This window comes from Curtobacterium sp. MCBD17_026, from assembly GCF_003234895.2.
Taxonomy (GTDB): domain Bacteria; phylum Actinomycetota; class Actinomycetes; order Actinomycetales; family Microbacteriaceae; genus Curtobacterium; species Curtobacterium flaccumfaciens.
Genome location: NZ_CP126281.1, coordinates 160,747 through 172,334 on the forward strand (window position 1 = coordinate 160,747; position 11,588 = coordinate 172,334).

Below are 11,588 nucleotides of genomic sequence, written 5' to 3' on the forward strand. Positions count from 1 at the left end.
CAAGCGGACTGGAGGCCCGTGGCGGGATCGCCACGGGCCTCCAGTCCGTCTCGTCGTTCGCTCACTGCGCACAAGACGCACCCTGGTCACGCCCACGGCGAACAGGGGCAGCCCCCGGGGGGAGCGCTGGTTACTCTCGAAGTACTTGGCCGGACTCACACGAGACCGGCACAGCGTCGGCTCCGCTCATCAGGGGCCAAGGGAGAGCACATGTTCGAGAGATTCACCGACCGGGCCCGTCGTGTTGTCGTCCTCGCTCAAGAAGAAGCGAAGATGCTCAACCACAACTACATCGGCACCGAGCACATCCTCCTCGGCCTCATCCACGAGGGCGAGGGCGTCGCCGCCAAGGCGCTGGAGTCGCTGGGCATCTCGCTCGATGCCGTGCGCGAGCAGGTCCAGGACATCATCGGGCAGGGCCAGCAGCAGCCGACCGGGCACATCCCGTTCACGCCGCGCGCCAAGAAGGTGCTCGAGCTGTCCCTGCGCGAGGCGCTGCAGCTCGGCCACAACTACATCGGCACGGAGCACATCCTGCTCGGCCTGATCCGCGAGGGCGAGGGTGTCGCAGCCCAGGTCCTCGTGAAGCTCGGCGCCGACCTGAACCGGGTGCGCCAGCAGGTCATCCAGCTCCTGTCCGGCTACCAGGGCAAGGAAGCGGTCGCCGTCGGCGGCGAGCAGCAGCAGAACGCGCAGCAGGGTTCGCAGGTCCTCGACCAGTTCGGCCGGAACCTCACCCAGGCCGCGCGCGACGGCAAGCTCGACCCCGTCATCGGGCGCGAGAAGGAGATGGAGCGGGTCATGCAGATCCTCTCCCGCCGCTCCAAGAACAACCCCGTCCTGATCGGTGAGCCCGGCGTCGGCAAGACCGCCGTCGTCGAGGGCCTCGCCCAGGCGATCGTCAAGGGCGACGTGCCCGAGACGCTGAAGGACAAGCAGCTCTACTCGCTCGACCTCGGGTCGCTCATCGCCGGGTCCCGCTACCGCGGTGACTTCGAGGAGCGCCTGAAGAAGGTCACGAAGGAGATCCGCACCCGCGGCGACATCATCGTCTTCATCGACGAGATCCACACGCTCGTCGGTGCCGGTGCAGCCGAGGGCGCGATCGACGCGGCCTCGATCCTCAAGCCGCTCCTCGCCCGCGGTGAGCTCCAGACCATCGGTGCCACCACGCTCGACGAGTACCGCAAGCACTTCGAGAAGGACGCCGCACTCGAGCGTCGCTTCCAGCCGGTGCAGGTCAACGAGCCGTCGCTGCCCCACGCGATCAACATCCTCAAGGGCCTGCGCGACAAGTACGAGGCGTTCCACAAGGTGTCCATCACCGACGGTGCGATCGTCGCCGCGGCGAACCTGGCGGACCGTTACGTGCAGGACCGCTTCCTGCCGGACAAGGCCATCGACCTGATCGACGAGGCCGGCGCTCGCCTGCGTCTGTCGATCCTGTCGGCGCCGCCGGAGCTCCGCGAGTTCGACGAGAAGATCTCGACGGTCCGCGGGTCGAAGGAAGCCGCCATCGAGGAGCAGGACTTCGAGAAGGCCGCGAGCCTGCGCGACGAGGAGAAGAAGCTCCTCGGCGAGCGTCTCCGCCTCGAGAAGCAGTGGCGTGCGGGTGACGTCGCCGCGTCCGGCACCGTCGACGAGGGCATCATCGCCGAGGTCCTGGCCCAGGCCACGGGCATCCCGGTGTTCAAGCTCACCGAAGAGGAGACCTCGCGTCTCGTCTTCATGGAGAAGGCACTGCACGAGCGCGTCATCGGTCAGGAAGAGGCCATCTCGGCCCTGTCCAAGACCATCCGTCGTACCCGTGCCGGCCTGAAGGACCCGAACCGTCCCTCCGGCTCGTTCATCTTCGCCGGCCCCACGGGCGTCGGGAAGACCGAGCTCGCCAAGGCCCTCGCCGAGTTCCTGTTCGACGACGAGGGTGCGCTGATCTCCCTCGACATGTCGGAGTTCGGTGAGAAGCACACCGTGTCCCGCCTGTTCGGTGCCCCTCCCGGGTTCGTCGGGTTCGAGGAGGGCGGCCAGCTCACCGAGAAGGTGCGCCGCAAGCCGTTCTCCGTGGTCCTGTTCGACGAGATCGAGAAGGCCCACCCGGACATCTTCAACTCGCTGCTGCAGGTGCTCGAGGAAGGCCGTCTGACCGATGGTCAGGGCCGCGTGGTCGACTTCAAGAACACCGTCATCATCATGACCACGAACCTCGGTTCGCAGGGCATCGCCGGTGGCCCGGTGGGCTTCCAGGTCGAGGGTGACTCGGCCGTCGGCTACGACCGCATGCGCGGCAAGGTCAACGAGGAGCTCAAGAAGCACTTCAAGCCCGAGTTCCTGAACCGTGTCGACGACACGATCGTGTTCCCGCAGCTGTCGCAGCCCGAGCTGCTGCAGATCGTGGACCTGTTCGTGAAGCGTCTGGCCGACCGCCTGCTCGACCGCGACATGACCGTCGAGCTCACGCTGCCGGCCAAGGAGCAGCTCATCAAGGTCGGGTTCGACCCGTCCCTCGGTGCTCGGCCCCTGCGTCGCGCGATGCAGCACGAGGTCGAGGACCAGCTGTCCGAGCACATCCTGCAGGGTGAGCTCAACGCCGGTGACCACGTGAAGGTCGACTTCGTCGACGGTGCGTTCCACTTCGAGACCGGGCGTCAGCCGGGCCGTGAAGAGGTCCTCGCCGGTGCAGCCGCGGTCGAGGCCGCGACCGACACGCCCCAGGGCGAGATCGAGTCCTAGGACCTGACACTCCACGGACAGGAGGCTCGGTGCCAGCTGGCACCGGGCCTCCTGTCCGCTCGCGGGTCGCGTTCAGATCCCGCATCACCGATCTGCGCGTCCTTGCGGGCACGGACCCCCGTCCGGGGGTACTGTGATGGTCACGCGCGAGACGTTCCCCCCAACTCCTCGCGCGTCGCGCTCGATCGGTTCCCCCCAACGGATCGAGACGCAGCCGGCCCCGGTCTGTTCGCAGACCGGGGCCGTTGCACGTCCGGGGTGGAGCCGCGTCAGGAGGCGTCGGCCAGATGTCCGGCGAAGTCGCGGACTGCGCGCTCCCAGCGCTCCGGGTCCTCGTTCCACTCGAGCGTGTGCGGTGCCGTGCGGAACGTCACCGTGGTGGCGCCCTGCCGTGCGGCGACGGCGGCGACGTCGTCGGCCGCGACCAGCGCGTCGGCCTCGGAGTGGATCAGCAGCGTCGGTGTCGACGAGTCCTGCCAGGTGGTCGTCGTCACGGGCGTCGGGGCACCGGCGAGCCGCGACAGCACGTTCGTGGTCGCGATGCGTGCGGCGACCGTGCCGACGAACGCGGGTAGGCGCGCCCCGCGGACGGCCCCGCGGAGTGCCGAGGCGACGTCGAGCAGGGGCGAGACCACCACGAGTCCGTCGACGTCGACACGTGCGGCGGCGACGGAGCAGGCGAGCGCACCGGCGGACCAGCCCTGCAGCACGACGCGCTGGGCACCGCGGGCACGGGCGGCGCGGGCGGCGGCGACGATGCGGTCCGCTGCCCCGGCGTCGAGGGAGCGGAGCGGCAGGTCGGTGGTGTCGACGACCTCGGACGAGGCGCCGAGCGACCGCCAGACCCCGACACCGCGCAGGACCTGGCGCGGCCCGAGGGACTGCCCGTGCACGTGGACCACGTGGGTCGTGGCGGCCTCGGGCTCGGTGCCGGGCACGTCGTCCGGTCCGTCGTACCGCAGGGCGTCCCAGCCCCAGTCACCGGTCGCCACGGTGCCGGTGACGCCGCGGCGGACGGTGTCGCCGTCGCTGCCGGCCCCGGTCGCGGCGACGATCGGGCCGACCTGCACCCGGGTGTCGTCTCGCTGCAGGTCGTAGGTGCCCGGCAGGCGGGTGTCGCGGGTGGCGGTCAGCTCGACCTCGGTGTCCGTGGCGCTGCGGACCGTGGCGGTCGCCGCGTACGGCGTCGGGAACAGCAGCCGCCGTGCGACGAAGGCGCCGAGTCCGAGCGTGCCGACCGCCCCCGCCGCGGTGCCGAGTGCCGTGATGCGTGCGCCGGTCATGTGATCTCCCTGAGTCGTGCCGTGGTGAGCGTCGCAGCGGCCGGAACGTCCTGCCCGGCCTCGCGCGCGCGGTCTTCGATCTCGACGGAGAGCCGGTGCTGCCGACTCCGCCACTGGCGACGCTGCCACACGATCGTGAAGTAGAGCCCGGTGTTGCCCGATGCCGTCTCGAGCCGCCGGAGTTCCGGTTCGAGCGCCCGGAACCGGCGTCGGGCGGCCCGCCAGTCGCGGAACTCCCGTGCGGCGTCGGGCAGCACGCCGCCGGCCGCGCCGATTGCGAGCAGGACCATCGAGCCGAGGAACACCGGGGTGTAGAGCTTCGACAGGACCCCGACCGCTTCGTCGGCGCCGGCGACGTGCACGGCGTCGAGGGCGATCGCGATGCCGGCGAGCAGCACGAGGCCGGCGGCACCGACGACGAAGAGCCAGTACAGGCGGCCGAGTCCGTCGTCGCTCCGGAACCCGCGCAGCACGGCGACGGCCGACCGGGCGATCACGATGGCGATGTAGGTCATCTCGACCGCCGAGTACAGCGCGGTCGGCACCTGGTCGCCGTAGACCACCATGAACTGCGCCGTCGGGGTCGGTGCGTCGATCAGGCCGAACAGCACGACGAGGGCGATGAGCACGAGCACGCAGCCGATGATGCGGCTGGCGCGCAGGAGCTTGGCCGAGCGTGCGGCGGCCTCGACCGACTGCGCGAGGGCGAACATGCCGCACACCATCAGGCAGCGGCCGATCAGGTCGGCGATGTTCGGCACGTGCGTCACACCGGCGAGGAACGTCGTGACGTCGGGCTGGTTGATCGTGAGCCCGACGGCGACGCAGCTGCAGCAGACCATCAGCCAGGTGACGCTGGCCGACTGGGTGCGCACCAGGATCAGCCGGACGACCAGCGCCGCCAGGATCAGCCAGACCGGGATCGACCCCCAGACGTGCAGCGTCACCGCGTCACCGGAAGATCCCGGGCTGGCCCTCGGGGTCGAGCAGGCCGATCCGCAGCGCGAGCTGATCGGCGACGAGTTCGACGGCCTGCTCGTGCGGGGTGTCGAGCGAGCGGGTGAACGCCGTCCGGCCGGTGAGCAGCCCCGTGTACGCCTGGTGGTCGCAGCCGGTGTCGTCCATGAACACGTGGGCGAGCTCGTGCAGCACGCAGGCCACCCTGGAGCGCTCGGACAGGCCGGGGCGGGTCTCGAGCAGGGCGTGGTCGATGCGCTGGATGAGCCGCGCGGACAGGTCGCCCGGCAGCTCGGTGGTGCGCACGTGGATCGGCTTGCCGAGTGCCGCCTCGGCCCGCGCGGTCAGCTCCGGCAGGGACAGGCGGCGGGGGAGTCCGAGGCGCTGCACGCGGCGACGGGCCTCGGTCTGCCGACGCAGGGCGCCGAACCGGTCGCGGTACCCGCTCACGATGTGCCGCCCGACTCGTCCAGGCGACGCAGGTGGTCGGTGAACTCGCGGATCTCGTCCGCCGAGGCGAACTCGCCCAGACGCCGGGTGGCGAACGCCACGACCTCGCGCTTGCGGAGTTCGAGCACGAGCTCCAGCTGCGCCTGCACCCGCTCCGGCACGTCCGTGTTGCCGGCCGCGTCGGTCAGGTACTCGGCCGGGACGCCGAAGTAGGTCGCCAGGGCCGCCAGGAGTCGCTGGTCACGGACGGCCGGACCGTTGCCGCCGAGCATGTAGCCCCAGCGCGGGCGGCTCATCGACGCGCCCTGCGCCTCGATCTCGGCGGCGATCTCCTTGTACGGGGGCCGGTGGCCGGAGTTGGCCTCGACGACGTCCATCAGGAGCTGCAGTTTGCGCGACAGTTCCCGACGGTGCGCGTCGTCGTCGTTGTACTCGATCACGTGTCCCCACTCTCACATCTGTCTCAGACATGATAAAACTGACCCAGCGCGTCGGCCGGTGTCACCACTCTGCCAGGCTCGCGCTCGCTCGTCAGGTCGGCATTTCGATGGGGGGATGCCGAACGGGGGACGAACGAACGGGAGGCGCGGTGCCGACTGGCACCGCGCCTCCCGTCCGTCGTGTGGTGCGGACTACGCCTGCACGTCGCCGCGCCAGCCCGGCTGGGTCGGCGCGTTCTCGACGCGCTCCTTGTAGTTCTGCAGGTCCTTCTTGACGGCGTGGCCGCCGACGCCCACGGCGGAGCCGAGCTTCTCGAGGATGCCGGAGGGCTCCCAGTCGATCTGCACGGTCACGCGCGTCTCGGTGTCGGAGAGCTTGTGGAAGGTGACCACACCGGCGTGCTCGGTCTCGCCGTCCTTCACGGTCCAGGCGACACGCTCGTCGGGGTGCTGCTCCGTGATGAGGGCGCGGAACTGGCGCTCCTGGCCGGCGACCTTGACGGTCCAGTCGGTGGTCTTGTCGTCCACCTGGACGATCTTCTCGACCTCGTCGAGGAAGTGCGGGAACTCCTCGAAACGGGTCCACTGGTCGTAGGCCGGGCGGACGGGGACGTTGACGTCGACGGTTTCGATGATCTGAGGCATGCACCGGACGGTAGGCCGATCGACCTGGGCGGCACTCAGCAGCGCTGTCCCCCTGCGGTACCGTCCGGGCGTCGTCGCGGACGGCGTGCGCGTCCGGCGTCGCGCAGTAGTGTGGGGCGGATGACAGAGCACGGGAAGCACGCGTTCCACGAGCGCGACGACCACGGGATCCTCGTGCGTCCGGCGCTCGCCTCGGACGTCCCGCACATCCAGCGGCTCATCGCCCCCTACGTCGACCGGCGCATCCTGCTCGGCAAGGAGAACGTCGCCCTGTACGGCTCGATCCAGCAGTTCCGGATCGCCGAAGGGCCCGACGGCACCCCCATCGGGTGCGGCGCGCTCGCCGTCTTCTGGGACGACATCGCCGAGGTGCGCACGCTCGCCCTGGACGAGCAGTGGATCCACAAGCGCGTCGGGCACCGGATGCTCGAAGCGCTCGAGCACGACGCTCGTGAACTCGGGGTCGCCCGGATCTTCTGCCTGACCTTCGAGGTCGACTTCTTCGCGAAGCACGGGTACCTGGAGATCGGCGAGAGCGTCGTCCCGCCGGATGTCTACGCCGAACTGGTCCGCTCGTCGGACGAAGGGGTCGCGGAGTTCCTCGACCTCGCCCGGGTCAAGCCGAACACCCTCGGCAACACCCGCATGCTGAAGAACCTCTGACGCTTTCTCGTGCCGACCGGCGGGGTGGCCGTGTGCGGCCCTCGCCGTTGTCTACCCTGTGCGCATGTCGTCGTTGCGTCACCCCGTCGGGCCCGAGAAGCCGGTCGTCTACTGGCGCCGCCGGGCGCTCGTGCTCGGGGCGCTGCTGGTCGTCGTCCTGGTCGTGGTGCTCATCGTCGTCGGGCGGGGGAGCGGGGCCACGTCGGCGGCGCCGAGCCCGTCGGCATCTGCTGATGCCGGTGCGTCGTCGGACGGGTCTGCGGCCGGTCCTGGGTCCTCGCGGTCCGCTGCGCCGAAGCCGTCGGCTTCCGCCTCGGCTTCTGCGTCGAAGCCCGCTGCTGCCGACGGCTCGACCTGCACGAAGGACCAGATCGTCCTGACCCCGGTGCTCGACAAGTCGGCCTACGGCCCCACCGAGGACCCGAAGATCGCGATGTCGATCAAGAACTCCGGCACGAACTCCTGCCACCTGGACCTCGGATCGGCGCAGCAGGTGCTGACCATCAGCTCCGGCCAGGAACAGTACTGGTCGTCGAAGGACTGCCAGACCGGCGGCACGAACCAGGACGTCACGATCAAATCCGGTCAGACGCTCACGACCCCGGCGATCGCCTGGGATCGGACCCGCTCGTCCACGTCGACGTGCGACTCGTCACGGCCGGCGGTCACCGCCGGGGGAGCGAGCTACCACCTGCAGGTCGCCGTCGGGAACCTCGAGTCGAAGACCTCGGTGCAGTTCATCCTGCAGTAACCGGGTTCTCGGTTCTGATCCGCTCCGGCTGCGCTGTGCCTGGCAGGGGTGCCGGGAACAGCAACAGGCCCCGTCGTCCGAAGACGACGGGGCCGGTTCAAGCTGATGTGATCAGCCGAGGACGGTGATGTTCTCCGCCTGCGGGCCCTTGCGGCCCTCGGTGATGTCGAACTCCACCTTCTGGTTCTCCTCGAGCGACTTGTAGCCGTTGCCAGCAATCGCAGAGAAGTGCGCGAAGACGTCAGCGCTGCCGTCGTCCGGGGCGATGAAGCCGAAGCCCTTTTCGTTGTTGAACCACTTGACGGTACCGGTAGATGCCATGATGGCGTTTCCTTAGCTTTCTTGCTTCCGCCAAGGTGCAGATGCACCGACGGAGACCCCGACGTACGTCGACGGGGGTGATGCGCCACGCGGGCAGGTGCCGGCGGGACGGGTTCGGGGTCAGGCCTGTCGGCCAGTGACCCTGGGGCCCGGGTTGAGGGGCAAACCACCTCGCCCGGACGTTGAGCGCCGCCGAAGCGGTCCCATCAGGCTAGCGTGCTCTGGGCCGACTGGCTACCCGTGCGTCACGGAACGACGAAAATCTGGTGGAATTGAGCTGATGGCAGACAAGGAACAGCGCTTCCGGAGCGAACAACTCGAGGAAGCCCTCGCGAAGCAGGACGTCGCTGCGGTGGCGTTCGCGCTCCGCCACGACATCGTGATCGTCCCCCGACTCGTCACCGGCAAGAAGGACATGCAGGTACGGGTGTTCGGCCGTGAGGGGTCGGACAAGCGCATCCTGCTGCTGTTCTCGTCGGCGGACGCCTACACGGCGATGGTGCCGGACGAGAAGATCCGGCAGGTCATGGTCTACGACGGGCCGCGGCTCGAGGAGTTCCTGGCCGCCCACCTCGACATGCTCGAGGGCGTCTTGTTCGACATCGCCGGCCCGCACACCATGCAGGCCGCGCCGGCGGACCTGCTGGCCGCTTTGCGCGCGTAGCGCCTCAGAACGCTCGGTCGAGCTCGCGTTCGCGCGGGGACTGCGTCATCGAGAACGCCACACGCAGGGCTTCGCGCAGGTGCCCGGAGTCCGAGCCGAGCACCGTCGTGAACCCGAGGCGGGTGGCCTCGTTCACGCGCTGCTTCGTGCCCGTGGCCGGACGGATCTCGCCGGCGAGGCTGATCTCACCGACGGCCGCGAGCGTGTGCGGGTACGGGCGGTCACGTGCAGCGCTCGCGAGGGCCAGCGCGATCGCCAGGTCGGCACCGGGCTCGGTGAGCTTCATGCCGCCCACCGTGGAGACGTAGACGTCGGCGTCGGACAGCTTGAGGCCGGCACGGCGTTCGAGGACCGCGAGCAGCATCGCGACACGCGACGCATCGACGCCGTTCACGACCCGGCGGGGCTGCGGCGCCGAGCTCGGGACGATGAGGGCCTGCACCTCGACCGGCAGCGCGCGACGCCCCTCGAGTGCGACGGTGACGCAGGTACCGGACACCGGGGTGGCGTTCTTCGACATGAAGAGGCCGCTCGGGTCCGGGACCTCGTGGATGCCGTCGCCGCCCATGTCGAAGCACCCGACCTCGTCGGTGGGGCCGAACCGGTTCTTGAGCGCCCGGACGAAGCGCAGGGCGGTCTGCCGATCGCCCTCGAAGTGGCAGACGACGTCGACCAGGTGCTCCAGGAGCCGCGGGCCGGCGATCGTGCCGTCCTTCGTGACGTGACCGACGATGAGGACGGGCAGGGCGCGGTCCTTCGCGATGCGGATCAGGGTCGAGGCGACCTCGCGCACCTGGGACGTGCCACCCGCGATACCGTCGATCGAGCTCGACGAGATGGTCTGCACGGAGTCGGCGATGAGCAGGTCTGGCTGGACCTGGTCGATCTGGCCGATGATGACGCCGAGGTCGACCTCGCTCGCCAGGTACAGGTCGTCGTGCATCGCCCCGGTGCGTTCGGCACGGAGTCGGACCTGGTCGACGGACTCTTCCGCGCTGACGTAGAGGACGCGCTTGCCCGAGGCTGCGGCTCGCGAAGCGACCTCGAGCAGCAGGGTCGACTTGCCGACGCCGGGCTCGCCGCTCAGCAGGACCGCCGCGCCTGGCACTACGCCGCCGCCGAGGACACGGTCGAACTCGCCGATGCCGGTCTGCCAGCGCTGCACGGAAGTGCCGCGGGCTTCGGTGATCGGTCGCGCGGCCCGGGCGCCGGTGACGGCGACCGCTGACGTACCCCGGGTGCTCGCCGACGCCGCCGAGCTGTCTTCGACGGTGCCCCAGGTCTGGCACTCACCGCACCGGCCGACCCACTTGATGCTGGTCCAGCCGCACTCGGTGCAACGGTAGAGGGACTGCGGGCGCGCCATGTCGTCGAGGCTAGGCCGTACGGCCGACATCACCGGCGTGGTCGCCCGACTCGTCCGTCTGGTCTCGTTCGTCGGGCAGCGCGATCGACCCGGTCATCCGGTGGCGCAGGCGCTCGACCGGCCCCGGACCCTGGCGGGAGGCGTGGTCGAGTGCCTCGGCACCGTCGGTGTCCTGCTCGGCGCGGGCGTTCGCCACCGCCCCGGCTTCGCGACCGAGGTTCTCGGCCTCGCGCACGGACAGGTAGTGCCGGATCGCCGCCACCGTGTCGACCCGGGCGTCGACCGCGGGCTCGAACGCGCTCGCCCAGATCTCGTAGCCGCGGTCGTTCGGGTGGAACAGGTCGCCGTAGCTGTTGAAGAAGGTACGGCGGAGCCCGACCCGCTTGGTGATGGTGTGCAGCGGCGCCACCGTCAGCCCGAACTCGTCGGCCACCCGGTGCACGATCTCGTTCGCCACCGCCACCTTGCGCTCCCGGTCCGGCACGAACATGCACGGCAGTTCGGCCACCACGGCGTGCGAGGGGACCGCACCGTAGATCGCCCGGATGTTCCGCTCGAACTTGTCCGGGTCGAAGTCGGCGATGTCGTTCGCCCCGATCGACACCGTGCAGATGTCGGGCGCGTAGTGCCGGAGCTTCGGCAGCTGATCACGCTTCGCGCCCCACGTGGTCGAACCGGACACGCTGAGGTTCACCACCCGGACCGACATGTGGGAACGGTGCCGGATGCGCCGCGCGAGCAGCCCCACGTAGCCACGCCCGGGTGCGGTCGCACCGACGCCTTGCGCTGCCGAGTCACCGATCGCCACGTAGAGCAGCTGCCCCTCGTGTTGCTGTCGTTCGCGCCACCAGTCGGCGTGGATCGGGAGCATGTCGACGACCCGTTGCGCCGCTGCCCGTTGGCCCTTCACGCCGGCGCGGGCACCGACGGCTGCGGCACCGACGACGCCGAGGCTGCCGACGACGGAGGTGAGGAGTGCGATGAGCGAGCGGGTTCTCATGCCGTGGACGGTACGCCCGCCGGTCTTGCCGGAGACGAGGAGGACCTGTGGGTGTGGGGAGAGCCCTGCAGGTGACGGCCTGTGGAGGGAGAGCCGACCCGCGGTGTCATCACGGGCCTCCCGGATCGTGTAAACTCTTTCCCGGTACCGTGTCCGAGCGGCCGAAGGATCATGTCTCGAAAACATGTGTGGGGGCAACTCCACCGTGGGTTCAAATCCCACCGGTACCGCCAGCAACACGATGAAGAGCCCCCGGCTTGGACCGGGGGCTCTTCTCGTTCCCCGAGGATCAACGACGCGATCTCGCCAGTTCTACCG

12 protein-coding genes and 1 tRNA gene are annotated in these 11,588 nt (G+C 69.7%); 5 read left to right on the plus strand and 8 right to left on the minus strand.

Annotation, left to right across the window (positions count from 1 at the left end; all coding sequences use genetic code 11):
- Window positions 1-210 precede the first annotated feature (210 nt).
- Window positions 211-2,730, plus strand: coding sequence for an ATP-dependent Clp protease ATP-binding subunit (locus tag DEI85_RS00800; protein WP_027467068.1), 2,520 nt, complete (start codon window positions 211-213; stop codon window positions 2,728-2,730).
- Between the two features lie 269 nt (window positions 2,731-2,999).
- Here DEI85_RS00800 and DEI85_RS00805 read toward each other — a convergent pair whose 3' ends face one another.
- The 5 genes from DEI85_RS00805 to DEI85_RS00825 all read right to left on the minus strand — a co-directional run bounded on the left by DEI85_RS00805 (window position 3,000) and on the right by DEI85_RS00825 (window position 6,505).
- Window positions 3,000-4,013, minus strand: coding sequence for an alpha/beta fold hydrolase (locus DEI85_RS00805; RefSeq protein ID WP_111124082.1), 1,014 nt, complete (start codon window positions 4,011-4,013; stop codon window positions 3,000-3,002).
- The gene (locus DEI85_RS00810; protein ID WP_111124083.1) at window positions 4,010-4,960 is read right to left on the minus strand and encodes a hypothetical protein; all 951 of its coding nucleotides are present in this window, start codon (window positions 4,958-4,960) and stop codon (window positions 4,010-4,012) included. The genes DEI85_RS00805 and DEI85_RS00810 overlap by 4 nt, the downstream gene beginning before the upstream one ends.
- Window positions 4,961-4,964: 4 nt before the next feature.
- A complete protein-coding gene (locus DEI85_RS00815; protein ID WP_110858521.1) occupies window positions 4,965-5,420 on the minus strand; it encodes a hypothetical protein in 456 nt (151 codons plus the stop codon).
- Window positions 5,417-5,860, minus strand: coding sequence for a hypothetical protein (locus DEI85_RS00820; RefSeq protein ID WP_110858522.1), 444 nt, complete (start codon window positions 5,858-5,860; stop codon window positions 5,417-5,419). Before DEI85_RS00820 ends, DEI85_RS00815 begins: the two co-directional genes overlap by 4 nt.
- Window positions 5,861-6,052: 192 nt before the next feature.
- The gene (locus DEI85_RS00825) at window positions 6,053-6,505 is read right to left on the minus strand and encodes an SRPBCC family protein (protein WP_110858523.1); all 453 of its coding nucleotides are present in this window, start codon (window positions 6,503-6,505) and stop codon (window positions 6,053-6,055) included.
- Between the two features lie 120 nt (window positions 6,506-6,625).
- Here DEI85_RS00825 and DEI85_RS00830 point away from each other — a divergent pair, with 120 nt between their 5' ends.
- Window positions 6,626-7,168 (plus strand): amino-acid N-acetyltransferase, encoded by a 543-nt coding sequence (locus DEI85_RS00830; protein WP_181419931.1) that lies wholly within the window; start codon window positions 6,626-6,628, stop codon window positions 7,166-7,168.
- A gap of 64 nt (window positions 7,169-7,232) precedes the next feature.
- Window positions 7,233-7,919, plus strand: a complete 687-nt coding sequence (locus tag DEI85_RS00835; protein WP_110858524.1) for a hypothetical protein — start codon at window positions 7,233-7,235, stop codon at window positions 7,917-7,919.
- 111 nt (window positions 7,920-8,030) lie between these two features.
- Here the strand turns inward: DEI85_RS00835 and cspE are convergent, their stop codons facing one another.
- On the minus strand, window positions 8,031-8,240 hold the full coding sequence (cspE, locus tag DEI85_RS00840) for a transcription antiterminator/RNA stability regulator CspE (protein WP_017887662.1): 210 nt from the start codon (window positions 8,238-8,240) through the stop codon (window positions 8,031-8,033).
- 280 nt (window positions 8,241-8,520) lie between these two features.
- Here cspE and DEI85_RS00845 point away from each other — a divergent pair, with 280 nt between their 5' ends.
- Window positions 8,521-8,904, plus strand: a complete 384-nt coding sequence (locus DEI85_RS00845) for an SseB family protein (protein WP_111124084.1) — start codon at window positions 8,521-8,523, stop codon at window positions 8,902-8,904.
- Window positions 8,905-8,908: 4 nt separating this feature from the next.
- Here the strand turns inward: DEI85_RS00845 and radA are convergent, their stop codons facing one another.
- On the minus strand, window positions 8,909-10,270 hold the full coding sequence (radA, locus tag DEI85_RS00850) for a DNA repair protein RadA (protein ID WP_027467076.1): 1,362 nt from the start codon (window positions 10,268-10,270) through the stop codon (window positions 8,909-8,911).
- Window positions 10,271-10,280: 10 nt separating this feature from the next.
- Entirely contained in the window at window positions 10,281-11,270 is a 990-nt protein-coding gene (locus DEI85_RS00855; RefSeq protein ID WP_111090746.1) for an SGNH/GDSL hydrolase family protein, read from the minus strand.
- Window positions 11,271-11,413: 143 nt separating this feature from the next.
- On the opposite strand from DEI85_RS00855, the gene DEI85_RS00860 reads away from it, so the two are divergent.
- Window positions 11,414-11,503: transfer RNA gene (locus tag DEI85_RS00860), tRNA-Ser, on the plus strand.
- Window positions 11,504-11,588: the final 85 nt, after the last annotated feature.